Source organism: Streptacidiphilus rugosus AM-16 (assembly GCF_000744655.1).
Taxonomy (GTDB): Bacteria; Actinomycetota; Actinomycetes; order Streptomycetales; family Streptomycetaceae; genus Streptacidiphilus; species Streptacidiphilus rugosus.
This window is the reverse complement of record NZ_JQMJ01000004.1, coordinates 5,433,350-5,457,223: the sequence shown is the minus strand read 5'-3', so window position 1 is coordinate 5,457,223 and position 23,874 is coordinate 5,433,350. Positions and strand designations below refer to the sequence as shown.

Here is a 23,874-nt window from a genome sequence, read left to right as displayed (position 1 = left end):
CGCACCACTCTACCGTTCGGACGGGCCCGACCCGGAAGACGATCTCCGGGACGGTCCTACGAGGCGCTCAGCGCGAACGCCGCCGGGGCCGAGACCACCGACCCCGCCACGGTCACGGTGAGGGTGTAGCGGCCTGGCGGGGCCTGGACCGAGGGGGCCGCGCCCGGGGAGCAGTCGGGCTTGGAGCGGTCGTGGTTCCACAGCACGTAGACCTGGTACGGCGCGGTGCCGCGGGCGGCCAGCGGGTGCCACTCGGGCTCGGTGCGGGCGGGGCAGTCCCCGTTGGACCAGACCCGGGCCCCGGCCGCGGTGCGCACGGTGGCCGGACCGCCGCGGAAGCTCAGGTCGACCTTGCAGAGCCCGTCACCCCGGTGGCTGAGCACCAGCTTGAAGACGGCGAAGCCGCCCGCGGGGAACGCCGCCCTGAGCGGGGTCACGGTCAGCCCCAGCTCGGCGGGGCGGCAGGTGGGCAGCGCCGCGACCGCGGCGGACGCCGAGGGCAAAGCGGCCGGCTTCGCGGGGGCGGAGCCGGCCGCTGTGGAGCAGCCGGTGAGCAGGGCGGCGGCGAGCGCGAGCGCGGGTGCGGCGGCGCGGAGTGAGGCCATGGAACGATTCCCCCGTGGCGCGCCAGGGACGCGCGATGATCGGACGCTGCGGCGCAGCAGACGGTGCCGCGTGATCATCGCACGTCACCGGGGGTCAGAACACCACCAGCGAACGGCCGCCCTGGCCCTTGGCCATCCGGTCGAAGGCGGCCGGGATCTCGTCCAGGGTGATCCTGTCGGTGATCAGCGCCTCCAGGTCGAGGCGGCCCGCCCGGACGTGCTCGGCCAGGATCGGCAGGTCGCGCTCGGGAACGCCGTTGCCGTAGACGCAGGCGGTCAGGGTGCGGGCGAAGTGGAACACCTCCAGCGCCGAGAACGACACCTGGTCGTCCTTGCCGCCGATGCCGACCACCGTGGTCCGGCCGCCGCGGCGGGTCGAGCCCCAGGCCGCGCGGATGGTGCTGCTGCGGCCCACGCACTCGAAGGCGTGGTCCGCGCCGTGGCCGCCGGTCAGCCTGCGGACCGCCTTCGGGGTCTGCTCGTCGGCCAGGACGAAGTCCGTCGCACCGTGGCGGCGGGCCAGCTCCTCCTTCTCGGGCGTGACGTCCACCGCGACGATCGGCCCGGCCCCGGCGATCCGCAGCGACTGCAGCACGGCCAGGCCGACCCCGCCCAGGCCGAAGACGACCGCGGACTCGCCCACGCGCACGTGGGCGGCGTTGTGGACCGCGCCGTAGCCGGTCAGCACCGCGCAGCCGAGCAGCGCGGCGGAGGTGAGCGGCACCCCCTCCGGCAGTGGGATCACCGCGTTCGCGGAGACCAGCGTCTCCTCGGCGAAGGCGGCGACCCCGAGGCCGGGGTAGACGCCGGTGCCGTCCTTGAGCGCCGCATAGGTCTCCACCGAGGCGGCGTAGGAGTTCTCGCACAGCCACGGTTCACCGATCACGCACAGATGGCAGTGACCACAGGCCGGGGCCCAGTTGAGCACCACGGAGTCGCCCGGCCGGACGGCGGTGACGCCCTCGCCGACCGAGACGACGGTGCCCGCGCCCTCGTGGCCCAGCACCACCGGCGTCGCGGCGCGCAGCACGCCGTTGGAGAGGGACAGGTCGGAGTGGCAGACCCCGGCCGCCGCGAGGCGGACCCTGACCTGGCCCGGGCCGGGCTCGGCCAGGTCGATCTCGGTGAGTTCCAGCGGGGCTCCCACGGCGGGGAGCAGGGCGGCGCGGACCGTCGTCACGGTGGTGTGGCCTTTCTGGGGAGGTCGGGGGAGGCGGGGGGGCGTCAGAACTGGAGGGACTTCGTCTGGAGGAACTCCTCCAGGCCGTGCCGGCCCAGCTCGCGGCCGACGCCGGAGCCCTTGTAGCCGCCGAACGGGGCCAGCGGGTTGAACCGGCCGCCGTTGATGTCGATCTGTCCGGTGTCCATCCGCCGGGCGAAGGCGACGGCGGTCTCCTCGTCCGCCGCCCAGACGCCGCCGGCCAGGCCGTACTCGGTGCCGTTGGCCAGCTCCAGCGCGTGCTCCTCGTCGCGGTAGGCGAGCAGGCACAGGACCGGTCCGAAGATCTCCTCCTGGGCCACCGTCATCTCCGCGGTGACGTCGGCGAGCACGGTCGGCCGGACGAAGTAGCCCCGCTCGCAGCCCTCCGGCGTCTCGACGCCGCCGGCGACCAGGCGCGCCCCGGCGTCCAGGCCCTGCCGGACGTAGCCGAGCACCCGCTCGCGCTGCTTGGCGTTGACGACAGGACCGACCCGGGTCTCGGCGGCGGTCGGGTCGCCGGGCAGGTACTTGGCGGCGGCCTTCGCGGCGATCGCGACGGCCTCCTCGTACTGGTCCTCGTGGACCAGCAGCCGGGTCCAGGCGCTGCAGGTCTGGCCGGAGTTGGCGAAGACGTTGCCGATGTTGACGTTGACGGCCCGGGCGAGGTCCGCGCCGGGCAGCACGACGTTGGCGGACTTGCCGCCCAGCTCCAGGGCGACCCGCTTGACGCCGCGTCCGGCCTGCTCGGCGATGGAGCGGCCGACGGCGGTGGAGCCGGTGAAGGAGACCAGGTCCACGTCGGGGTGTGCGGCGAGCGCGGCGCCGGCGACCGCGCCGACGCCGGTGACCAGGTTGAACACCCCGGCCGGCAGCCCGGCCTCGTGCACGATCCGGGCGAAGAGCCGCGCGACGAGCGGGGTGTCCTCGGCGGGCTTGAGCACGACGGTGCAGCCCGCGGCCAGCGCGGGGACGACCTTTGCGACGATCTGGTGCAGCGGGTAGTTCCACGGCGTGATCGCGGCGACGACGCCGGCGGGCTCGGCGTAGACGGTGGAGTTGCCGACCCGCTCGGTGAACTCGAAGTTCGCGAGGATGTCCAGGTAGCCGGAGGCCACGCCGAGCGGGAGCCCGGCCTGGACGGCGGTGGCGAAGCCGATGGGCGAGCCGAGCTCGGCGGTGACGGTCTCGGCGATCTCGCCCTGGCGGGCGGCCAGGCCGTCCCTGATCGCGGTGAGATACCCGAGCCGCGTCTCGGGGCTGGTCGCCCCCCACCCCCGCTGGGCGCCGCGCGCGGCGGCGACGGCGGCGTCCACGTCCTCCGCCGTCCCGGCGGGCACGACGGCCAGGATCTCCTCCGTGGCCGGGTTGACCACCTCGATCCCCTCCGCACCGCGGGAGGGCTGCCAGCTGCCGCCGATGTACTGGTCGGTGTAGGTCTCCACCGGGTGTCCCTCCGGGCCGGGTAACAGTTAACTAGCGATGCTAGTTAAAGCGCAGACGTGCACGCATGCAAGAGGGGTCCTCGGCACCGCCTGAGGGGCGCGGGGAACTGCGCGAGAAACCGCCCGGTGCGGATGGCCCTGCTCGGTGAGGACCATCCGCATGTCGGTGGCTTTTCGCGCAGTTCCCCGCGCCCCTCGAGGGTGCGACTTCCCCTGTCGCACACGTGTCGCGCCCCTGAGCAGGCTGCAACTTCCCCGGATGGCAAGGTGCCGCATCTCACGCCAGGGCGCGGGCTCCGGTGAGTTCGAGGCGGACGACGCAGCCCGCGTCGGTCGCGCGGACCTCGACGCTCTCGGAGATCTGGCGGGCGAGCCACAGGCCCTCGCCGGGCCGGGGGCCGTCCGGGCGCGGGAGGCGGTAACCCAGCAGGGGGTCGTCCAACGCGGAGTCGCTCGGCCTGAGGCCCGGTTGGACCAGCTCCACCACCATGCGTCGGCCCCACGCCCACAGGCAGAGCGAGGCCGGCGCCGGGGCGGGCTCCGGCCCGTCCACCGCCGCGTGGCCCAGCAGGCGGGCCACCTCCGTCAGGGCCAGGACCAGCAGTTCCGTCCGGTCGCCGGTCAGCCCCAGCCGCGCGGCGTGCTCGGTCACGAAGTCCCGCAGCCGGGTCGTCGCCGGGGTGACCGAGTCCCAGCGCAGGACCGGAGCGTGCGCCGGAGGCGGGATCAGCGCCGGGCTGTCGACCGGGCCCGCCGCGGGCGTGCGCGGGTCGACGTAGTCGGCCGAGGGCGTCAGCCCGAGGCCCTGCCGGAGCTCGGGGTGGGTGCGCCGGGCGTCCGCGAGGACGCCCGGCGGGGCGACGCGGGTGTCGTAGGGGCAGACCATCCAGATGTTGGTGTCGCCCAGCAGCGCGTTCAGCAGCGCCTCCATCCGCCGCCACGCCGCCGCCTCGGCGGCCGAGCGGCCCGCCCAGACCGGCTCCGCCAGGATCCGGACGTGCCGGGCGGCCGTCCCCGCGGACGCGCTGCGCCAGTACCGCTCGTACGCGGCGATCCGCTGCGGCGGGCGGCGGCCGAAATAGGCCGTCTCGGCGAAGTCCAGCAGCTCGGCGCGCTCCCCCAGCGCCTCGCTCAGCAGCTCCAGATTGGCGGAGGTGGTCGCCGCCAGGACCGGCTCGCCCAGCCGGAAGCCCTCCTCGACGAAGGGCAGGGCGGTGGCCAGGAACTCCGCGTCGCTGCCGTAGAGACAGGCCTGGTGCCGGAAGTCGGGATGCGGCGAGCGGAACGCGCTGGCGGCGTCCCAGCCCGCCATCCGGATCAGGCGGCGCAGGTGCGGGGCGGGGCGTTCGAGGTGGAGGGCCCGGCCGTCGCCCAGCTCCTGGCGGGCGGCGACGAGCAGCCGCAGCCCCTCCAGGTCGACGAAGTCCAGGCCTGACATGTCGACATGGACGTCCGTGGCGTGCTCCGCGCTCTCGGCGACGACCGCGTCCAGCGCCTTGGCCAGCGGGGTGTGGCCGGTCTCGCCGACCGTGCCGGTCAGGCCGAGGCCGGGGGAGTCGCCGTGGCGGCGGCGGATCAGCAGCTCGCCGTCCTCGAAGACGGCGTTCTCCTCGGCGCGGCCCGCGTGGGCGCGGTCCAGGGCGTCCATGTCCGCGGCGGCGAAGGCGCGGTGGTCGTACTGGCACAGCGCGAGGACCTTCCCGTCCACCGCCAGCGGGGAGACCGCCTGCTCGTAGGCGATCAGCTCGCCGATGCTGACGCCGTGCCTGGCCACCCAGCCCGTCTCGCCGGTCACCCGCAGCAGGCGGTAGCCCTCCGCCTCGGTCTGCTGGATGAAGGCGTCCATCATCGCCACGGTGCGGTCGACGTCGAAGCGGCCGTCGGCCAGGTACGTCTGCTCGGCCCCGGCGACCACGAGCCGGCCGGCGGCGGTGTGACCGGCGACGTCGATGCCCGCCGCGGTGAGCGTGGCGAGCACCCTGGCCAGCGCGGGTCCGTCGTCCTCGGTGATGTAGAGGACCTTGTCCCCGCTGCCGAGGCCGTCGCGGACGAAGGTCGTCGTCACGGCGGCCCGTTCGCGCTCGTCCCCGAAGACGAAGCAGAGGTGGTCGTTGGGCCTGATCTCGCCGACCTGGACCGTGCTCGACGCGGCGGTCGACAGGGCGCTCTGCACGGCCGGGTGGGGCTGGACGGCCATCGGGGCCTCCTGCGGTGACGCGGTGCGCGAGGGGGGACGCGCGGCTGTCACCAACATAGGACGGGCGGGCCCGCGCGGTCAGCGCTTTGGCCGGACGATCGCCCTGCTTGTGTGGGCGGCGTGAAGCCGCTGAGCACATAGACTCGACGAATGCGATCGGATGCCAGGGACCAGGCGGCCCCAGTGAAGGCGAAACGCGTGCCGCGGGCACAGCGCGAGCAGCAGATGCTGGACGCGGCCGTCATGATCTTCTCGCGTTCCGGCTACCACGCCGCGTCCATGGACGAGATCGCCGAGGCCTGCGAGGTCTCCAAGCCGATGCTCTACCTCTACCTCGGGTCCAAGGAGGAGCTCTTCGCCGCCTGCATCCGCCGCGAGGCGGACCGGCTGATCGCCGCCTTCGCCGGTGCGGCCGACCCCGGGCTGGCCCCCGGCGACCAGCTCTTCCACGGGCTGACCGCGTTCTTCGCCTTCGTCGCCGAGCACAGGGACAGCTGGGTCGTGCTCTACCAGCAGGCGCGCGCGCAGGGCGAGCCGGTGGTGGAGGACGTGGCCTCGGCCCGCCGCGAGGTCGTCTCCGCGGTCACCGCGCTGCTGCGCCGCGCCGTCCGCGAGGCCGACCTTCCCGGCCCGCGTCCGGGGGAGGGCCCGGACCGGGGCGAGGCGGCGGCGATGGCCCAGGTCATCGTCGGTGCGGCCGACGCCCTGGCCGGCTGGGTGCTGGACACCGGTCCGGAGCCGCCGGAGGAGACGGCGCGCCGGCTGATGTCGGTCATCTGGATCGGCCTGGAACCCCGCCTTCGGGGCGCCCGCTACGGCGACTGAGCCGAAAGGCTGGAGTGGGGGCCCGTCCGCGCGTGCCGGACGGGGCGTCAGGAAGCGGATTTTTAACGTTTCTTTCGTTATATCCGATTCATGGCGAGGGAGTGCCGCATGTCGCATGTCGATGCCGTGGTCACCGGGGCGGGCGGGTTCATCGGAGGGCACCTGACGGCCGCGTTGCTGCGCGAGGGCCGCTCGGTCCGGGCCGTCGACTGCAAGCCGCTGGACGAGTGGCAGCAGCTCCACCCCGCGGCGCAGAACCTGGTGCGGGACGTCTCGCTGCGTGACGCCGCCGTCGAGGTACTGGCAGGCGGCGCCGGCGAGGTCTACCAACTGGCCGCCGACATGGGCGGCATGGGCTTCATCGAGAACAACAGGGCCGCCTGCATGCTGTCGGTCCTGACCAACACGCACATGCTGCTCGCGGCCCGCGACGGCGGCGTCGACCGCTTCTTCTACTCCTCCTCCGCCTGCGTCTACGCCGCCGACCGGCAGCAGCAGGCGGCGGTGCTCCCGCTGCGCGAGGAGGACGCCTACCCGGCCATGCCCGAGGACGGCTACGGCTGGGAGAAGCTCTTCGGCGAGCGGATGGCACGTCACTTCCGTGAGGACTACGGCCTCACCACCAGGGTCGCCCGCTACCACAACATCTACGGCCCGCACGGCACCTGGCGCGGCGGCCGGGAGAAGGCCCCGGCCGCCGCCTGCCGCAAGGTGGCCACCGCCGTGCTCACCGGCGCCTCGGAGATCGAGATCTGGGGCGACGGGGAGCAGACCCGCAGCTTCACCTACATCGACGACTGCCTCACCGGCACGCTGCGGCTGACCCGCAGCGACGTCGAGGAGCCGCTGAACGTGGGCTCGGACCAGCTGGTGACCGTCAATCAGCTCTACCGGCTGGTCGAGGAGATCGCCGGGGTCGAGCTGGCGCATCGGCACGTCCCCGGGCCGCTCGGTGTCAGGGGCCGCAACAGCGACAACACCCGGATCGTCAAGGAGCTCGGCTGGGCGCCCACGACCGAGCTGAGGGACGGCCTGGCGGCCACCTACGCCTGGGTCCACGACCAGGTGCGGGCCGCGCACCGGGCGGGCCCGGTGCGCGTCTGATGCCCGCGCCGCGGGTCGACGTGCTCGGCGTCGGGATCAGCGCGGTCAACCCGCGCACCGCGCTGGAGGAGATCGCCGGGTGGGTCGAGGCGGGCGACCGCCGCTACGTCTGCGTCACCGGCGTGCACGGGGTGATGGAGTCGCAGCGGGACGCGGAGCTGCGCGCGGTGCACAACCGCTCCGGCCTGACCGTCCCCGACGGGATGCCCATGGTCTGGGCCGGGCGCCGGGCCGGCGCGGTCGGGATGAGCCAGGTGCAGGGCCGGGTGCTGATGCTGGACACCCTGGCCCTGGCCGCCGAGCGCGGCTGGCGCTCGTTCCTGTACGGCGGCGCTCCCGGGGTCCCCGAACTGCTGGCCCGCCGCCTCACCGAGCGGCTGCCGGGGCTGCGGGTCGTCGGCGCCCACGCGCCGCCGTTCCGCCCGCTCACTCCGGGCGAGGACGCGGAGATCGTCGAGCGGATCAACGCCACTGGGGCCGAACTCGTCTGGGTCGGCCTCTCCACCCCGAAGCAGGAGCGCTGGATGGCCGACCACCGGGAGCGGCTGACCGCCCCCGTGCTGTTCGGCGTCGGCGCGGCCTTCGACTTCCTGGCCGGGCTCAAGCCCTCCGCGCCGGTGTGGATGCAGGACCGGGGCTTGGAGTGGTCCTACCGGCTGGCCAGGGAGCCGCGCCGGCTGTGGCGGCGCTACCTGCGCAACAACCCCGCCTACCTGGCCAGGATCGCGGTCGACCCGCCCCGGATGGCCGAGGCCGGCGGCCGCGGATGACCGCCCGGACGCCAGGTCCGCTGCGGATCGCCTTCGTGCACAGCTTCTACGCCTCGGGGCAGCCCAGCGGGGAGAACGAGGCGGTGCTCGACCAGGTCGGGGCGCTCCGCGCCGCGGGGCACGAGGTGACCCTCGTCGCGGCGCACACGGACGAGGAGGCGGCCCGCTCGCGCTGGTACCCGCTGCGGGCCGCGGCGACCGTGGCGGGCGCGGGCGGCCCCAGCCCGCTCGCGCGCCTGCGCGCCCTGGACCCGCAGGTGGTGCACGTGCACAACCTCTTCCCCAACCTCACCCGCTCCTGGGTGCGCTCCTGGCCCGGGCCGCTCGTCGCCACCCTGCACAACTACCGTCCGCTGTGCGCCGGGGCCACCCTCTACCGGGACGGCGCCGTCTGCACCGCCTGCCCGGACGGGGACCGCTGGGCCGGGCTGCGGCACGGCTGCTACCGGGAGTCCCGTGTGGCCACCGCCCCGCTGGCCTGGGCCAACCGCGGCGGCCCTGGCGCGGACCCGCTGCTGCGCCGGGCGGACCAGCTGGTGGTGCTCTCCGAACTCAGCCGCCGCACCTATCTACGGGCCGGCCTCGCCGCCGAACGCCTGGCGCTGGTCCCCAACTTCGTGGACGAGGCGCCAGGGGGCCACCCCGCCGGCGAGGGGGACCGCTGGCTCTTCGCCGGCCGGCTGAGCGCGGAGAAGGGCATCCTCGAACTCCTGCGCCGCTGGCCCGAGGACGAGCCGCTGGACGTCGTCGGCGACGGCGAGCTCCTCGCCGCGGCACAGGCGGCGGCCCCGGCCTCGGTCCGCTTCCTGGGCCGTCTCGACCGGACCGAACTCCGGCGCGGCCTGGGCGCCCGGCGTGGACTGGTCTTCGCCAGCCGCTGCTACGAGAACGCGCCGCTGGCCCTGCTGGAGGCGCTGGCCGCCGGACTCCCGGTGCTGGCGTTCGCCGGCTCCGCCGTGGCCGAGTCGGTCCACCGGCACGGCACCGGCGCGGTGGTCGGCTGGGACGAACCCCTGGCCCCGGCCCTCGCCGCCGCCTCGGCCCGCTTCCCCGCGCTGCGCGCCCACTGCCGGGAGGTGTTCGACCGTCACTACACCGCGCGCGCCTGGGTCCACGCCGTCGAGAGCGTCTACCGCGCCGCCCGCGCCGCCCGCGCCGCCGCGCCCTGACGTCACCTGGCGCCGCGCGCGGTCAGCACCGCGGGGACGGTCCGGCAGAGGATGGCCAGGTCCAGCAGCGTGCTCTGGTGCACCACGTAGTGCAGATCCAGCCGGAGCATCTCCTCCCAGGGCAGGTCCGACCGGCCGCTCACCTGCCAGAGACCGGTGACTCCCGGGGGGACCCGCAGCCGTTCGAGGGCCGGGCCGGTGTAGTCGGAGTCCTCGACCAGCAGCGGGCGCGGCCCGACGAGGGACATCTCGCCGCGGACGACGTTGAAGAGCTGCGGCAGTTCGTCGAGCGACGCGCGCCGCAGATATCTCCCGACCGGCGTGACCCGCGGATCCCTGCTGATTTTGAAGAGATGGCCGTCGGACTCGTTCAGGTCGAAGAACGTGTGCCGCGCGGCATGCGCCCCGATATGCATGGTGCGAAACTTCCACATCGAGAAAGGGCGTCCGCCGCGGCCCACGCGCGCCTGCCGGTGGAAGACGGGACCGCCGCCCTCGCACATGATGGCCAGGCAGATCACCGCCATGGCAGGCAGGGTGAGCAGAAGCAGCAGTGTGCCCATCGTCAGGTCGATCACCCTCTTGGTGGTGACTCTTCCGGGTGCGGATCGTCCGGGTGACCGTACTGCCGTGGAGCTCGTCATCTGCCACTCCTTTGGACCAAAAATCCCGCCCGGCCATGCATGTCGCGGGCATCGGCATCAATTCATCACCACACTGACAATCGTTTAGTGGGTGCGCCACGCGCTATTGCTGCAATCGGAGATTCCCCATGGTCGAGACGACTCCGCCACGGACACGCCGCACGACCGTGCTGCGTGTGCTGGCCGGGATCGCAGCCCTCGGGCTGATCGGCTCGGTGCTGGCCGGCTGGCTGGTGTACCGGAAGCTCGACGGGAACATCCACACCGACACGGCGGCGGAACGCGCCCTCGCCGCGCAGGCGGGTTCGCGGCCGCCGCACGTCGGATCGTCGGAGAACATCCTGCTGATGGGCTCGGACTACCGGCCGGAGCTGGGCAGCGCCCGCTCGGACACGGTGATGCTGCTGCACCTGTCCGCCGACGGACGCGACGCCAGGGTGGTCAGCGTCCCCCGCGACCTGATGGTGCCGATCCCGAGCTGCCAGGAGTCCGGCGGCGGGACCAGCCGGCCTCAGTACGCCCAGTTCAACTGGAGCTACCAGTTCGGCGGCGCCGCCTGTACGGTCCGCACCTTCGAGCAGCTGACGGACATCCGGGTGGACCACTACGTGGTGCTGGGGTTCGCCGGCTTCGCCAGGATGATCGACGCGGTCGGCGGCATCAGGGTGGACCTGCCCACCGCCGAGCGCGACCCCAACGTGGGGCTCGACCTCAGCGCCGGCCCGCACGTGCTGAACGGCACGAACGCGCTCGCCTACGTGCGGGCGCGCGAGTACGTCGGCGACGGCAGCGACACCAACCGGATGTCACGCCAGCAGGCCTTCCTCGGGCTGGTGGCCACCAAGCTGCGCAGCAACGGCGTGCTGCTCAACCCGGCCCGCCTCTTCCCGGTGCTCGACGCGATGACCTCGGCGATCACCGCCGACTCCGGGCTGAACTCGATCGGCAAGCTCTACGGCCTGGTCGAGAAGCTGCGCGCGGTCCCGGGGAACCAGGTGCTCTACGGCACGGTCCCGCGTCGGCCCTACGCGCCCGACCCGGACCGTGACGTGCTGCTGCAGCCGGCCGCGGGCGAGCTGTTCACCGCCCTGCGCGCGGACAGCTCTGACGCCTCGGCGGCGCTGCTGAAGGCCCGCTGAACCCAGGACGGCGAAGGCCGTCCTTCTTGACCGCCGGGCGAACCGTCCCGGGCTCCGCATCGATCGGAAGGGGCGCAGGGTGGATCTCCGCGGCTTTCTCAGAGTTCTGGCGAGGCGTTGGCTGACCGTCGCCCTGGTGACGGTGGCCGGTCTCGCGGCCGCGGTCTCCGTCGTGGCCCTCTCCACACCCCAGTACCAGGCCGACAGCCAGGTCTTCGTCTCGGCCCGGGTCAGCACCAGCATCTCGGACATGAACCAGGGCAGCGCCTTCTCCCAGGCCAGGGTGCAGTCCTACGCCGACATCGTCACCAGTCCGCGGGTCACCGGGGTCGTCGTGCAGGAGTTGGGGCTGCCGCTCTCGGCCGACCAGCTCGCCCAGCAGATCACCGCGACGGTGCAGCTGAACACGGTGCTGATCGACATCAGCGTCGTCGACCGCAACCCGGCACTCGCGGCGACCATCGCCAACGCGGTCGCCGACGAGGCGAGCCGGCAGATCGTCAGCCTGGAGACCCCGACGGACGACACCACCGCGCCGGTGCGGATCTCGCTCACCCGTGCGGCCACCCCGCCGACCGCGCCGATCTCGCCGCGGCCCACCCTCGACCTGGCCGGCGGTCTCCTCGCCGGACTGCTGGGCGGCGTCGGGCTGGCGCTGCTGCGGGACATGATGGACACCACCCTGCGCACCGGCCCCGCGCTCGCGGAGGCCACCGGCCTGCCGGTGCTCGGCACGGTGCCCTTCGACCGCACCGCGCCGGAGGCGCCGCTGGCCGTCGGCGCGGTGCACAGCGCCCGGGCGGAGTCGATCCGGATGGTGCGCACGAACCTCCAGTTCGCCAACGTCGACAAGAAACCCAAGGTGCTGCTCGTCACCAGCCCGCTGGCCAGCGAGGGGAAGACCAGCATCGCGGCCAATCTGGCGCTCTCCATGGCGGAGACCGGCAGCCGCGTCTGCCTGGTCGACGCCGACCTGCGCAGCCCCTCGGTGGCCGGTACCTTCGGCCTGGTCCAGGACGCCGGGCTGACCTCCGTGCTGATCGACGCGGCCACCCTGGACGAGGTGCTGCAGCCGGTCGGCACCACCGGCCTCTGCGTGCTCACCTCGGGACAGATGCCGCCGAATCCGGCCGAGCTGCTCTCCTCGGAGCGGATGGGCGACGTGCTGGACGAACTGGCGCGCTGCTTCGACCACGTGATCGTCGACAGCGCCCCGCTGCTCCCGGTCGCCGACACGATCGGCCTCGGCTCGCTGGTGGACGGCGCCGTCCTGGTGGTGCGCTCCGGCCGCACCGCGAGCGAACGGGTGCGCCACGCGGTGGAGGCCCTGCGGGCGGTCGGCGTGCCGGTGCTGGGCGCGGTGCTCAGCATGGTCCAGCTCCGCGGGGCCACCGGCTACGGATACGGCTACGGCTACGGATACGGGCAGGAGCGCACCGCCGGCGCCGGCGCCGGTACGACGGTCCCGCCGAGCCGCGGCTCCCGGCTGCGGTCCGGCGCCACCGCGATGGTCTCCCTGCTGAGGATCGGCAGTTGACCGTCTGCCGGATCCTGGTGGTCTGCACAGGGAACCGCTACCGGTCCCCGATCGCGGAGCGGCTGCTGGCCGCTCGGCTGGCCGCCGCGTCGGCCACCGGCACGGTCGCGTTCACGGTGGGCAGCGCCGGGACCGGAGCCCGCCCGGGCGCCGGGCTGGATCCGCTGACCGCCGCCGTCGTGACGGAGCTGGGCGGCACACCGGACGGTTTCGTCAGCCGACGCCTGACCACCGACCTGATCGCCGGAGCGGACCTGGTGCTGGGCCTGGCCAGGCAGCACCGCGAGGCCGCGGTCCGCCTCTGCCCGACGGCGCTGCGGCGCTGCTTCGTGCTCGAGGAGTTCGTCCGCCTCAGCCGTGCGGCTCCGGCCGTCCCCGAGCCAGGGGCCCCCGTGCCGATCAGCATGCTGGGCCCGCTCGGCGCGGTGCGGCGGGCTGCTTCGGCCCGGGGGCGGGAGGCCGTGCCGCTCTGTCCCGGCGCCGAGGACGTGCTCGATCCCGAGCCGCAGCCCGACCGGCTGCTGGAGGACTGCGCGGCCAGGATCGCCCGTGCGGTCGACGCGGTCGCGGCGGCGCTGACGGCCGAAGCCCCGGTGGCCGTCAGGTTCTGAGCCCGGGAGAGGTTCCGCCGGCCGGCTTCACGAGGTGCGGCGGATCGCCTGGGCCGAGCGGACGGCGGCCCGGGCCGCGCCCCGGGCCAGGGCGAAGACCGTGGAGTGCAGCCCCGACAGGATGGTCTCCAGCCGGTCCGCACTGGCCCTGGTGCTCACCACCAGGCGGTCGATCCGCAACGGATGACGGGCGCCGGGGTGGGCGAGCCGGTGGTTGTAGAGGAAACCCGACCGGTAGCCGGCCTCCCCCAGCAGACGGTGGACCCGGGCGTCGGTGTTGCCGTTGGGGTAGGCGAAGGCAGTCGGGGGCCGGCCCAGGCAGTCGGTGAGCAGCCGGTGGGCGTCGAGCACCTCGGCGCGCACCTGCCGGTCGTCGCAACGGTCGAGGCACGGATGGGTGAGGGTGTGGTTGCCGATGTCCACGCCCCCGGCGGCCAGTTCGCGCAGCTGAACCTCCGTCAACTGCGGTTTCCTCGCCACCGGCGTCCGGGCGGAGTCGCGCAGCTGTCGCAGCGCCTCGCGACGTCGGCGTTCGGGGAGCAGCTTCAGGGTGTGGGGCAGCAGTTCCGGCGCGGCCGGTGGCACCAGATCCGTGGTCCCGCCGGCGCGGGCCAACTGCTCGACCTCGTCCCACCAGAACGGCGTGTCGGTGCCGACCAGTCCGGCCACCACGAAACAGACGGCGGGGATGCCGCGGGCTTTCAGCGCCGGCAACGCGTCCCGGTGGACGCTGACGTCGCCGTCGTCGAAGGTGACCAGCACCGCGCGGGGCGGGAGTGGCGGCCCGCCGCGTGCGGCCTCCTCGACCTGGCGCAGCGAGACCGGCGCGGACCTGTCGCACAGCCGGTCGAGGTGCGCCTCGAAGGAGGAGCGGTCCTCGATCCCGTGGTAGCCGAGCACCGCCAGCCGGGACCGGGCCCGGTGCCGGAACCAGAGCTGGGCCGGCGAGCGGCGCAGCAGCGCGTCCGCCCCCTGCCAGGCGTCGCAGCGCTGGTAGAGACCCGCGAGCGTGGCCCTGAGCTCCGGATTCACCGACCGGCCCGGGCGGCGACGGACGGGAAGGAGACGCCGATCCCCACCCCCGGGTACCAGTGGTCGCGCGGTTCCTCGGCGAAGTGCAGGAAGTTCCGGCCCTGGTCCTCGGACCAGCCGGACAGCTCCTGCCAGCAGTAGGACTTGGTGGCGATCACCACCGCGTGGTCGGCCAGCAGCGGCGTGGCCGCGGCCAGTTCCGCGCGTTCGTGCTCCGCGGTGTAGCCGGTGTCGACCACCAGCAGGTCGATCGGCTGCTGCCGCTCCGCCAGGCCGTTCAGGAAGGAGAGCGAGTCGCCGACGGTGTGCCGGACCACCTGCCGGTAGGGCGGCAGGATCAGTTCGCCGCCGCGCGGGTCGAGATCGACAGTGCTGAGGGTGCCGCCGCCGTTGCGCAGCAGCGCCGCCGCCATCACGGCGCTGCCCAGGCCGCGGTTGGTCCCGGTCTCCACCACGAACTGCGGGCGCAGCGCGCGGACGAAGGCGTACCAGCCGATGCGGCGGCCGTAGCGGAGCAGCGGATCGATGGTCGCCCGGCGCGGACTGCGGACCAGCCCCTCGGTGATCACCCGGCGCAGCTGCTCGTCGTCCCGCAGCTCCGCCATGTATCCACGTGCCGCGTCGACCCGGCAGCCGGTCGCGGTGGCGACGAACCAGGCCAGATGCTCCTGGTTGCGCGGCTCCAGGTCGTAGCTGTAGTGCACGTGCTCGCGTGAGCGCACCAGCCAGGACGCCGAACTCCGGACCGTGGTGGAGCAGTGCCGGGCCACCGCGCCGAGGCGCAGCGGCAGGGTGGCCGCCGGAGCGAGGCGGCTGGCGGCCACGTACCGAGAAAAGCGCGTGTGGTTCATGACTACTCCTCAGTTGCCCTGTCCAGCAATCTAGCCAGCGCACGCGGCGACGCCGCGGTGCCATGGCTCGGCCGATCGGATGGAAAACGCCGGCCTGCCGCTGCCGTGCCCGGCGCGCGGGGGATGTGCCGGTCGTGAGGGAGACTCAAGCGAACCGGTCCCGCCCCAGGGTCACCCTGGTGGTGCCGGTGCTCTCGGAGTTCCGCCGGCCGTTCTTCGCCCGGCTGCGCGCGGACCTGGACGCGGCCGGGATCGAGACGGTCGTGGCCCACGGTCACCCCTGGACGCAGGACCTTTCCGCGCGCGCGGACACCGTGCCGGTGACGGGCGCCGTCGCCCTCCGACAGCGGAGCCTGCGGATCTGCGGCAGGTCGCTGGTCCACAAGGAGCTCGGCCCGCTGGCGCACTCCTCCGACGTGTTGATCGTGGACCAGGCGCTGCGCAACCTGGAGCTCTATCCGCAGCTCGTGCGGCAGCGGCTGGGCAGGGGACCGGCGATCGCGATGTGGGACCACGGCCGGACGTACTGCAAGGCGCAGTCGGCCGTGGAGCAGGCCGCCAAGTTCGCGCTGACCCGGCGGGCGCGCTGGTTCTTCGCCTACACCGAGGGCGGCGCGCGCAGCGTGGTGGAGCAGGGATTCCCCGCCGAGCGGACCACCGTCGTGCAGAACGCCGTCGACACCACGGCGCTGCGGGCCGCCCGCGCCGCGGTCACGCGGGAGCAGCTTCGCGCCTTCCGGCTGCGGCACGGGCTGACGCCGGGCCGGACCGCCCTCTTCGTCGGGGCGCTCAGCCGGGACAAGCGGATCCCGGAGCTGCTGGAGGCGGCCGAGGAGGCAGCCCGGCTGCTCCCCGGGTTCCGGCTGCTGATCGCGGGCCGGGGGGAGCAGGAGGACCTGGTGCACCGGGCGGCCTCCCGATCGGAGGCGGTGGTGCCGCTCGGCCGGGTCGTCGGGCCCGACAAGGGGATTCTCGGCGCCGCCTCGGAACTGATGCTCATGCCCGGCCTGGTCGGACTCTGCGCCGTCGACTCCTTCGCGCTCGGGACCCCGCTCGTCACCACGGACTTCCCGCACCACGCCCCCGAGTTCGAGTACCTGAGGCACGGCGTGAACGCCTGGATCGCCCCTGGCGACCCGGCCGGGTACGCGCGCGAGGTCGTGGCGCTGCTCGGCGACTCCGCCCGCCTGGACACGCTGCGGCGGCACTGCCGCGAGGACGCGCTGCGGTACACCGTCGAGGAGATGAGCCGCCGCTTCGCCGAGGGCACGGTCCGGCTGCTGCGGGAGATGCGTCGGTGACCGGCTCGGCGCGCCTGGCGGCCCCGGCGGCCCGCTCGGTGCACCGCACCCCGGAGACCCTGGCGCCCTTCGAGGACGGCTGGCGGGAGCTGCTGGTGACCCTCCCCGGGGCCTCCTACTTCAGCACCCCGGACTGGATCCTCGCCTCCTGGGAGGACCTGCCCGCGCGGCGCAGGGCGGACGGCGAGATCGTCCTGTGGACCGGTCCGCAGCACGAGGTGGAGGCGGTGCTGCCGCTGCTGCGCGCACGGCAGCGGCTGCATCCGCGGATCCCGGTCCCGGTGGACTGCTGGAGCCTGCTCGGGGCCGGCGCCGACGCGGCGGACCACGGGATGCTGCCCGCGCGGCCGTGGCGGCGCGCGGAGCTGAGCGCCCGGCTGCGGGAACGCACCGGGGGCCGCACCCTGTGGCTTCCGGCCATGGACCCCGACGCGGACACCGCACTGCTGCCCCCGGGCAGCCGCAGGATCGCCAGGGTCACCTGCCCCCGCCTGACCGTCGGTCCGGAGACGCGAGCCGGGTCCGGCGGTCTGCGCAGGAAGGAGCGACAGCTGGCGCGCGCCGGCGTCTCCTTCCGCTTTGTCCCGCCGGAGTCGATGGACGCGGCGACACTCGACGCGGTGCTGCTGCTGCACGCCCGCCGGCTGGCGGTCAAGGGTGAGGCGACCGCCTTCACGCCCGCGCGACGCGACTTCCACCTCGGGCTCCAGCGGCGCGCCGCACCGGGCCGCGGCCCCGCCGCGCTGCTCGCCGAGCGCGAAGGCGTCCCGGTGGGCGCCCTCTACGGCTTCCTCTGGGAGCGCACCTTCGCCTACTACAACGGCGGCTGGGAAGCCGAGTTCGCGCCGTTCAGCCTCGGCTCGGTGCTCCATGCGATCGCCGTGCGCACGGTCGCAAGGACGGGTGTCACCCGGTACGACTTCCTCCGCGGCGCGGAGTCCTACAAGAGCGCGCGCTTCGGCGCCGTGGACCGCTTCGACGAGCAGTGGCTGCTGGCCCGCGGAGCGTCCGCGCGACTCGCCGGCGCGGTGTTGCGGGCGGCGCGGCGGCCCTCGAGGAGTCCCTGTGCGTGACCGTCCGACTGTCGCGGCCGAACGCCTGACGTCAGCCGCCCTGTGGGCGCTCGGACTGGGCCCCGCCTTCTTCGCCGTCGTCGTCTGGGACCGCAGCGAGGCGGTTTCCGGCAACGACCCGATCGCCGGACTCGTACCGGCCGAGGCGCCGCCGGCCCCCTGGCGCGTGGGCGTGGGTGAGGCCTATCAGGTGGCCACGGCCGCTCTGCTGATCGGCGTGCTGGTCGCGTACCTGGCCCGGCCGCGGGGGAGAGGGCGTCCTGCCGGCGCCGCACTGGTCGCCTCCGGCCTCGCCATGTACGCGGGGCCGATGGTGTCCGCACTCCTCGGGGGGCACGGCGGCGCGGGGGACTGGCGGCTCTATCTCGCCCCACTGATGATCGGGGCTCTCTACGCGGCCCCGGACATCCCGCCCGCCGAGCTGCTGTGGCGGCTGCGCGTCATGGTGCGGGTCTACACCTGGGGCAGCCTGGCCGCTCTGGTCGTCGCGCCCGACTGGGCGCTGGCGTCCAGCCAGATCGTGAACTTCCGACTGCCCGGCCTCGGAATCTCGCGCCTCGTCGGTCTGACGAACCATCCGATCCTGCTCGGGGTGCTGGCCGCGGCGGCCCTCGCCGTCGAACTGGCTCCGCTGCACCGGGGTCGGCTCTGGCCGCTCCACAGCTGCGCCGCCGCCGCCGTGCTGGTGCTCGCGCAGTCGCGCACCGCCTGGATGGCGGCGGCGCTCGCGATTCCGCTGCTCTATCGCCGCGGCGGCAGGGACAGGTTCCCGCCGCTGCTGGCCCGTGGCCTGGTACTGGGCATCCTGGTCGGCGCGGGCGTGCTCGTCCCCAGCCTGCTGCGGCGGTTCGGACAGATCATGTCCGATCCCGAGATCACCTCCTTGCACGGACGCACCGAGGTCTGGGCCATGGCGATGACTGCGTTCCGGTCCGACATCCTGCTCGGCTACGGCCCGACGCTCTTCACGGACGCCTCGTCCCCGGTCCACGGCCTGTACGCGCACGCGCACAGTCAGCTGCACCAGACGCTGGCCACCTCCGGGCTGGTCGGCCTGGTGGGGCTGGTCCTGTTCGTGCTGTTCTTGGTGGTCACCGCGGCGCGCACCGCGCGGGCCAGCGCCGGACTGTCCTGGGCGCTGCTGGTCGTCACCCTGGTCACCTGCATGACGGAGGCCCCGCTGCGCGGGGTCGAGTTCACCCCGTACCTGCTGCTGGTGCTCGTGGACGTCGCCTTCCTGCTGACGATGACCAGGAGCGTCGAGGCCGAGCCGGTCCGGATCGCGAGCGGGCCTCTTTCCGCGCCGGGCGGCCACCGGCTTCCTCTGAGGAGTGGATCGTGACAGCTGTCGACGCAGCCAGGGTGGCACCCAGGATCGCCGTGCTGATGACCTGTCACAACCGCCGGGAAAGGACGCTCACCGCCTTGGCGCGCCTGGCGGAGCAGCGCGGACTGCCGGAGGGGACCGTGGTCACCGTCCATCTCGTGGACGCGGGCAGCAGCGACGGCACGGCGGCGGCGGTGGCGGAGCGCTTCCCCCGGGTGGAGGTGACGACGGTGGGCCCCGAGGTGATGTGGGCCGAAGGAATGCGGCTGGCGAGCCTGAGCAGCAGGAGGGCCGGGGCGCCCACCTGGGACCACCAGCTGTGGCTCAACGACGACGTGGAGCTCGCGGCCGACGCGCTCGCCCAACTGCTGGGAACGATGGAGCAGGTCGGCGGGGCCGCCATCGTGGTCGGTCCGGTGCACTCCTCGGACGCGACCCGGACCACGTACTCGGGCAGACGGCGTTCCCTTCCGCGATGGCATCCGCGTTCGCACGACTTCTCGCTCGTCCTGCCGACGGGGCGTCCCGAGCCGTGCGACACGTGCAACGGGAACGTCGTGCTCGTGCCCAGCCGGGTGCAGCAGCGACTCGGCGACATGGACCGAAGGTTCGACCACCTGATGGGGGACTACGACTACGGACTGAGGGCCCGCCGAGCCGGTGTTCCCCTCTTCGTCTCCCCGCGGCACGTCGGCGCGTGTGACGTGAACGAGCCGCTCACCGGATCCAGGGAGCCGGGCATCGGGCTGATCGAGGCCATGCGGCGCCTCACGTCCGCGCGGGAGCTGCCGCCGCGCCAGTGGTGGCTCTACTGCCGCCGTCACCTCTGGCCCTGGGCTCCGCTGCTGATGGTCTCGCCCTATGCGAGGACCGCCCTGAGCGCCCTCAGGCGCCGCACCCCGCCGGCCTGACGGGATGCTCCAGGCGCTCACCCCCGCCGGTCTGCTCCTGGCGACAGCGGCCGTCGTCACGGTCTGCTTCGCGGCTTCGCTCTTCGCCGCCTCGCCCACCGTGGGCGTCTCCGCGCTGGCGGCCGGGCAGGCCTGGCAGGTGGTGACCAGGGGCCAGGTTCCGGTCCTCGACGCCGGTATCAGCCTCTACCCCTTGGACATCCTGGCGGTCTGTGCGGCGCTGGCGGCCGCGATCTCCCTGGTACGACGCCCTGTGAAGGCCCATCTCGGCCACGCCGCCCTCGCGGTGCTGGCTCTCCTCGTGTCGGTCTCCCTCCTGACCGGTATGGAGGCCTACGGGTTCCAGCCGGCGGGGAACGAGGCACGGGTCTACTTCCTGCACGTGCTCGCGGTGGTCTCCTACATCGCGACGGTGGGACGAGGGGCGTCCCTCGAACGAACGATGCTCGTCACGTGGATCGTCCTCGCCTGCGTCTACAGCGTCACCGCCGTCTACTGGTGGAGCCGACTGGGGATCGGGAGCAACTCCGACTACGCGGTCATCGACGGCAGCAGGGTCAACGCGCGTCCGATCGACGCGGCATCGGCCTTCGTCGTCGCCGAGGCGGCGGTGATGCTGCTGTGCCGTCCCCGGCGCGGGCCGGGCGGCCGGACGATGATCGTCTTCCTGCTGCTCGTCGTCGTGCTGCTGCAGCATCGCACGGTGTGGATCGCCGCACTGGTCATGCTGAGCGGTTGGCTCGTCCTCCGTCCCGGACCGCCCGAGCGCAAGGTCCTCGGAGTCGGTGCCGCGCTCCTCGCCGCCGTCACGATGGGACTGGCCGCGCTGCTGTTCGAGAACGACGGCCTGACGCGGCATCTCGCGTCATCGGCGACGAACGAGGACACGTGGCAGTGGCGCGTGGACAGCTGGCGGCTGCTCGTCGACAAGCTGAGCGGTTTCCACGACTGGCTGTTCGGGCAGCCGTTCGGCTCCGGATTCGCGCGCTTCCTCTACACCGGTGTCGTCGACGTGCAACCGCACAACTACTACCTCCACCTCGTCCTGAGAGTAGGAGTGGTCGGCCTCTGCGCGGCTCTGGTGCTGGTGATCACCATGCTGCGGCGCACCGACCGGCGCACTCCCGAGGGGCTGACGCTGTGGCTGGCCACGGCGGGGATCGCCTGCTTCTGCCTCACGTACGCGCTGCCCTTCGAGCAGAGCCTGTTGATCGGCCTGCTGCTGCGGCAGCCGGCCGCGTCACGCGGGGCGCCCCGCGGCCGCCGTCACCGAACTGCTGAGGACCACCATGCACATCGGATTCACCGGGCCGATCTCACTTGCTCCGCTGAGGGACCGTCTCGCCTGTGAGCCGCCCGCCACGTATGCGTTTCCGTACACGGCTCTGCTCGTGCGCACCTGGCTCGACCAGGGGCACCGCGTCACCGTCTACGCGCTGGGCGCGGTCGAGGAGACCTGGGTCCATGAGGCCGGCCCGCTCACCGTGATCGTCGTCCCGGCCAGGGCACGCGCCCGTCACTACCTGCGGGACTTCTTCCGGGCCGAACGGGACGCGCTGTCGGCCGCCATGCGAGCCCGCCCTGCCGAGGTGATCAGCGCCCACTGGACCTACGAGTTCGCGCTGGCCGCCGCGGCATGCGGGTTGCCCGCCTTCGTCACCGCGCACGACGCACCGCTGCGTTGCGCCTGGGAGGACCGCAGGGTCTTCCGATGGCTGCGCAACTCCCTCGCCGTGCCCGCCGTCCACCGAGCCGACGCACTGGGCGGAGTGAGCCCGTACACGGCCCGTCATCTGCAGCGGGTGCTGCGGGCCCGCGGTCCGGTCAGGGTCATCCCCAACGGCGTGCGTCCGGCCGATCTGCCGAGCGCTCCACCCCCTGCCGAGACCGACAGACCGGTCTTCGCCACCGTCCTCAACGGGTGGGGTTCGCTCAAGAACGGGCAGGCGGCGCTCCGTGCCTTCGGCCTGGCGAGGGATCAGTTCAAGGGCGCCAGGCTGCTGATGTTCGGCGAGGGATTCGCCGCGGGCGGACCGGCCGCCACCTGGGCCGCCGCCCGTCGGCTCACCGCCGGGGTGGACTTCGTCGGGCCGGTGGACCATCAGGAGCTGTTCGAACGCCTCGCCGCCGAGGTGACGGTCTTGGTCCACCCGTCGAAGCTGGAGGCGTGCCCCATGGTTCTCCTCGAAGCGATGGCCATCGGGGTGCCGATCATCGGGGGCCGGCGCAGCGGGGCCGTTCCCTGGGTCCTCGCCGAAGGGGAGGCCGGGCTGCTCGTCGACGTGCGGTCACCTACGGCCGTCGCGGCCGCCATGGTGCGCATGGGTCACGACCCGGATCTTCGCGCCCGGCTCGCCGCCGCGGGCCGCAGCAGAGTCCGCTGTCACTTCGATCTCGACGAGGCGGCGGCGAGTTACGTCCGCTGGTTCGAGACCGGGATCCGGCCCGACTGAACGGCCGCGCTCCCCCGAGGGCGGCCTTTCGGGTTGTTCGGCCCACGGCGGCCGAGACACGAGGGGAGGCCGACGAGCCGCGTGATATACCCCTTTTATTGAGACAAAGACGATTTCGGAGCATCCCGTGGACACACGCCGGATCGCCGCACCGGCGCCGCCCGCATGACCGCCGTCTCCGGATCCCGCACCGCGCTCGTCGCTCTGGCCTGGAACTACAGCGGCGCCGCCGCCAACACGGCGGTCCAGCTCGGGTACACGGCCTACACCGCGCGCACCGTGCTCAGCAGCGCCTACGGCGCGCACGCCACCTCACTCGCCGTGCTCCAGGTGCTCACGCTGTTCTCGAACGCCGGGTTGACCACCTGCCTGTTGCGCAGCGAGAGGATCGACCGCGCCCTGCTGCGCGCGGCCTGGCGGATCTGCGCGGTCAGCGGGACGCTCAGCTGTCTCGCGGTGCAGGCGACCGCCCCGCTGTGCGCCTCCCTGTGGCATCTGCCGCTGATGGAGCCGCTGCTGCGCATCCTCGGGCTGCAGTTCCTCGTGCTCCCCGCGGCGGCGGTCGCGACGGCCGCGCTGCGGCGGTGCGGGCTCGCCCGGGCGTCCGTCGCGGCCGATCTCGGCGGCCAGGTGGCGGGACTGACCACCGGTGCGCTGCTGCTGGCCCTGGGCTGGAATCCGTTCGGGATGGCCGCCGCCTTTCCTGTGGCCTCCACGTGCACCCTGCTGATCGGAGTGGCCCGACTGGCCCGGTGCGGCCTCACCAAGGGGGAGCGGGTGTCCGCGCGTTCCCTGATCGGCCTCTCCGGCACGTTCACCGGCTACGGGGTGCTTCAGACGACCGCCATCCAGGCCCCGCTCTGGATGACCGCCCGGATGCTCGGCTCGGCTGCGGCCGGTCAGTTCGCCCGGGCGAACGTGGTGGTGGGGATCCCTCTGAACCTGCTGTGCCAGAGTCTGCACAACGCGACGACCCCCGTGCTGGCCGAGGCTCACGGCCGGGGCCTGCCGTTGGGGCCGCGGGTACGCGACACCCTCATCGCGGCCTCCGCGCTCGCGTTCGTCCCGCTCGGCGTGGTGGCCGGCGTCGGTCCGGCCGCGCTGGCGGTTCTTCTCGGCCCTGGATGGGAGAGCGCGTCGGCCCTGGTGCCCTTGCTCGCCCTGAACGCCGCCTTCTACTTCCTGTGCTCCATCGGGTATGCCGTGGACGAGGTCCGGCGGGCCTTCCGGGGCCTCCTGGTCGTCCAGGCGTCGGTGATGGCCGTCGTGCTCCTCGCCGTCGGAGCAGCCACCACGGCGGGCAGGCTCGGGTGGGTCCCCGCCGCGATGACCATCGGTCCCGCTCTCGGACACGTCCTGCAACTGGCCGCCTGGCGACGTGCGGGTCTGGTCGAGGTGCTGGTCGTGTTGCGCGCACACCTGGTCCACGCGGCGATCGGCGGCTCCCTGTTCGTCGCCGGGCAGGTGGGCGCGTGCTACGGGCAGGGTCCGGTCGGTGCGACCCTCTGGGGGTTGCTGGCCATGGTGCCGGTGCTCGGATGCTGGCTGGCCCTCCGTCGAAACGTGCCGGTCTTCACGACCGCCGTGGCACACGGGCTCATCCCCTGGCCGGCAGGGCGGGCCGCCGGCCGCGTGCCGGCGGCGTCGGAATGAGCGTCCACGGCCCGGGCGCGCAGATCGCC

21 protein-coding genes are annotated in these 23,874 nt (G+C 73.5%); 14 read left to right on the top strand and 7 right to left on the bottom strand.

The features are described from left to right. Positions 1–56: 56 nt before the first annotated feature. From BS83_RS33955 to BS83_RS42495, 4 genes are all read right to left on the bottom strand, one after another. Positions 57–605, bottom strand: a complete 549-nt coding sequence (locus tag BS83_RS33955) for a hypothetical protein (RefSeq protein WP_037607226.1) — start codon at positions 603–605, stop codon at positions 57–59. Between the two features lie 94 nt (positions 606–699). Continuing rightward, positions 700–1,785 carry a Zn-dependent alcohol dehydrogenase gene (locus BS83_RS33950; RefSeq protein ID WP_037607225.1) on the bottom strand — a complete coding sequence of 362 codons (1,086 nt, stop codon included), beginning with the start codon at positions 1,783–1,785 and terminating at the stop codon, positions 700–702. Between the two features lie 44 nt (positions 1,786–1,829). Beyond that, positions 1,830–3,248, bottom strand: coding sequence for an aldehyde dehydrogenase family protein (locus BS83_RS33945; RefSeq protein WP_037607224.1), 1,419 nt, complete (start codon positions 3,246–3,248; stop codon positions 1,830–1,832). A gap of 277 nt (positions 3,249–3,525) precedes the next feature. Beyond that, a complete protein-coding gene (locus BS83_RS42495; RefSeq protein ID WP_051944514.1) occupies positions 3,526–5,445 on the bottom strand; it encodes an anti-sigma factor RsbA family regulatory protein in 1,920 nt (639 codons plus the stop codon). Positions 5,446–5,643: 198 nt separating this feature from the next. Between BS83_RS42495 and BS83_RS33935 the strand changes: the two genes are divergently transcribed. The 4 genes from BS83_RS33935 (at position 5,644) to BS83_RS33920 (ending at position 9,313) form a co-directional block, all read left to right on the top strand. Continuing rightward, positions 5,644–6,270 (top strand): TetR/AcrR family transcriptional regulator, encoded by a 627-nt coding sequence (locus BS83_RS33935; RefSeq protein ID WP_232248583.1) that lies wholly within the window; start codon positions 5,644–5,646, stop codon positions 6,268–6,270. A gap of 108 nt (positions 6,271–6,378) precedes the next feature. Beyond that, positions 6,379–7,374, top strand: a complete 996-nt coding sequence (locus BS83_RS33930; protein ID WP_037607222.1) for an NAD-dependent epimerase/dehydratase family protein — start codon at positions 6,379–6,381, stop codon at positions 7,372–7,374. Further along, positions 7,374–8,144, top strand: coding sequence for a WecB/TagA/CpsF family glycosyltransferase (locus BS83_RS33925; protein ID WP_051944512.1), 771 nt, complete (start codon positions 7,374–7,376; stop codon positions 8,142–8,144). Before BS83_RS33930 ends, BS83_RS33925 begins: the two co-directional genes overlap by 1 nt. Then, positions 8,141–9,313 (top strand): glycosyltransferase, encoded by a 1,173-nt coding sequence (locus tag BS83_RS33920; RefSeq protein ID WP_051944511.1) that lies wholly within the window; start codon positions 8,141–8,143, stop codon positions 9,311–9,313. Before BS83_RS33925 ends, BS83_RS33920 begins: the two co-directional genes overlap by 4 nt. A 2-nt stretch (positions 9,314–9,315) precedes the next feature. On the opposite strand, the gene BS83_RS33915 is transcribed toward BS83_RS33920, so the two are convergent. Beyond that, positions 9,316–9,891, bottom strand: a complete 576-nt coding sequence (locus tag BS83_RS33915) for a sugar transferase (RefSeq protein WP_232248582.1) — start codon at positions 9,889–9,891, stop codon at positions 9,316–9,318. A gap of 194 nt (positions 9,892–10,085) precedes the next feature. Between BS83_RS33915 and BS83_RS33910 the strand changes: the two genes are divergently transcribed. From BS83_RS33910 to BS83_RS33900, 3 genes are all read left to right on the top strand, one after another. Beyond that, positions 10,086–11,096, top strand: a complete 1,011-nt coding sequence (locus BS83_RS33910; protein ID WP_051944510.1) for an LCP family protein — start codon at positions 10,086–10,088, stop codon at positions 11,094–11,096. A gap of 79 nt (positions 11,097–11,175) precedes the next feature. Then, a complete protein-coding gene (locus tag BS83_RS33905; RefSeq protein WP_051944509.1) occupies positions 11,176–12,633 on the top strand; it encodes a polysaccharide biosynthesis tyrosine autokinase in 1,458 nt (485 codons plus the stop codon). After that, the gene (locus tag BS83_RS33900; RefSeq protein WP_037607220.1) at positions 12,630–13,244 is read left to right on the top strand and encodes an arsenate-mycothiol transferase ArsC; all 615 of its coding nucleotides are present in this window, start codon (positions 12,630–12,632) and stop codon (positions 13,242–13,244) included. The genes BS83_RS33905 and BS83_RS33900 overlap by 4 nt, the downstream gene beginning before the upstream one ends. Positions 13,245–13,271: 27 nt before the next feature. Here BS83_RS33900 and BS83_RS33895 read toward each other — a convergent pair whose 3' ends face one another. Together BS83_RS33895 and BS83_RS33890 are read right to left on the bottom strand one after the other, a co-directional pair. Further along, positions 13,272–14,276 carry a polysaccharide deacetylase family protein gene (locus tag BS83_RS33895; RefSeq protein WP_051944508.1) on the bottom strand — a complete coding sequence of 335 codons (1,005 nt, stop codon included), beginning with the start codon at positions 14,274–14,276 and terminating at the stop codon, positions 13,272–13,274. Next, complete coding sequence (locus BS83_RS33890) at positions 14,273–15,127, bottom strand: class I SAM-dependent methyltransferase (protein ID WP_037607219.1); 855 nt, start codon at positions 15,125–15,127, stop codon at positions 14,273–14,275. Before BS83_RS33890 ends, BS83_RS33895 begins: the two co-directional genes overlap by 4 nt. 134 nt (positions 15,128–15,261) lie before the next feature. Here BS83_RS33890 and BS83_RS33885 point away from each other — a divergent pair, with 134 nt between their 5' ends. The 7 genes from BS83_RS33885 to BS83_RS33855 all read left to right on the top strand — a co-directional run bounded on the left by BS83_RS33885 (position 15,262) and on the right by BS83_RS33855 (position 23,845). Next, positions 15,262–16,428, top strand: coding sequence for a glycosyltransferase family 4 protein (locus BS83_RS33885; protein WP_198035365.1), 1,167 nt, complete (start codon positions 15,262–15,264; stop codon positions 16,426–16,428). Beyond that, complete coding sequence (locus tag BS83_RS33880; protein WP_037607218.1) at positions 16,425–17,501, top strand: GNAT family N-acetyltransferase; 1,077 nt, start codon at positions 16,425–16,427, stop codon at positions 17,499–17,501. The genes BS83_RS33885 and BS83_RS33880 overlap by 4 nt, the downstream gene beginning before the upstream one ends. Then, positions 17,494–18,843, top strand: a complete 1,350-nt coding sequence (locus BS83_RS33875; RefSeq protein ID WP_037607217.1) for an O-antigen ligase family protein — start codon at positions 17,494–17,496, stop codon at positions 18,841–18,843. The genes BS83_RS33880 and BS83_RS33875 overlap by 8 nt, the downstream gene beginning before the upstream one ends. Then, the gene (locus BS83_RS33870) at positions 18,840–19,739 is read left to right on the top strand and encodes a glycosyltransferase family 2 protein (RefSeq protein WP_269664879.1); all 900 of its coding nucleotides are present in this window, start codon (positions 18,840–18,842) and stop codon (positions 19,737–19,739) included. Before BS83_RS33875 ends, BS83_RS33870 begins: the two co-directional genes overlap by 4 nt. A gap of 4 nt (positions 19,740–19,743) precedes the next feature. Continuing rightward, on the top strand, positions 19,744–21,090 hold the full coding sequence (locus BS83_RS33865) for an O-antigen ligase family protein (RefSeq protein WP_037607216.1): 1,347 nt from the start codon (positions 19,744–19,746) through the stop codon (positions 21,088–21,090). Further along, positions 21,029–22,192: a glycosyltransferase family 4 protein gene (locus BS83_RS33860; RefSeq protein ID WP_084714543.1), complete on the top strand. Its 1,164-nt coding sequence runs from the start codon at positions 21,029–21,031 to the stop codon at positions 22,190–22,192. The genes BS83_RS33865 and BS83_RS33860 overlap by 62 nt, the downstream gene beginning before the upstream one ends. A gap of 165 nt (positions 22,193–22,357) precedes the next feature. Next, a complete protein-coding gene (locus BS83_RS33855; protein WP_037607214.1) occupies positions 22,358–23,845 on the top strand; it encodes an oligosaccharide flippase family protein in 1,488 nt (495 codons plus the stop codon). Positions 23,846–23,874 lie beyond the last annotated feature (29 nt).

What these genes read in the sequence shown, in the direction of transcription:
- BS83_RS33860 (WP_084714543.1), top strand. Translation starts at nt 21,029, where the DNA reads ATGCACATCGGATTCACCGGGCCGATCTCACTTGCTCCGCTGAGGGAC.
- BS83_RS33920 (WP_051944511.1), top strand. Translation starts at nt 8,141, where the DNA reads ATGACCGCCCGGACGCCAGGTCCGCTGCGGATCGCCTTCGTGCACAGC.
- BS83_RS33890 (WP_037607219.1), bottom strand. Translation starts at nt 15,127, where the DNA reads ATGAACCACACGCGCTTTTCTCGGTACGTGGCCGCCAGCCGCCTCGCT.
- BS83_RS33910 (WP_051944510.1), top strand. Translation starts at nt 10,086, where the DNA reads ATGGTCGAGACGACTCCGCCACGGACACGCCGCACGACCGTGCTGCGT.
- BS83_RS33925 (WP_051944512.1), top strand. Translation starts at nt 7,374, where the DNA reads ATGCCCGCGCCGCGGGTCGACGTGCTCGGCGTCGGGATCAGCGCGGTC.
- BS83_RS33930 (WP_037607222.1), top strand. Translation starts at nt 6,379, where the DNA reads ATGTCGCATGTCGATGCCGTGGTCACCGGGGCGGGCGGGTTCATCGGA.
- BS83_RS33865 (WP_037607216.1), top strand. Translation starts at nt 19,744, where the DNA reads ATGCTCCAGGCGCTCACCCCCGCCGGTCTGCTCCTGGCGACAGCGGCC.
- BS83_RS33955 (WP_037607226.1), bottom strand. Translation starts at nt 605, where the DNA reads ATGGCCTCACTCCGCGCCGCCGCACCCGCGCTCGCGCTCGCCGCCGCC.
- BS83_RS42495 (WP_051944514.1), bottom strand. Translation starts at nt 5,445, where the DNA reads ATGGCCGTCCAGCCCCACCCGGCCGTGCAGAGCGCCCTGTCGACCGCC.
- BS83_RS33855 (WP_037607214.1), top strand. Translation starts at nt 22,358, where the DNA reads ATGACCGCCGTCTCCGGATCCCGCACCGCGCTCGTCGCTCTGGCCTGG.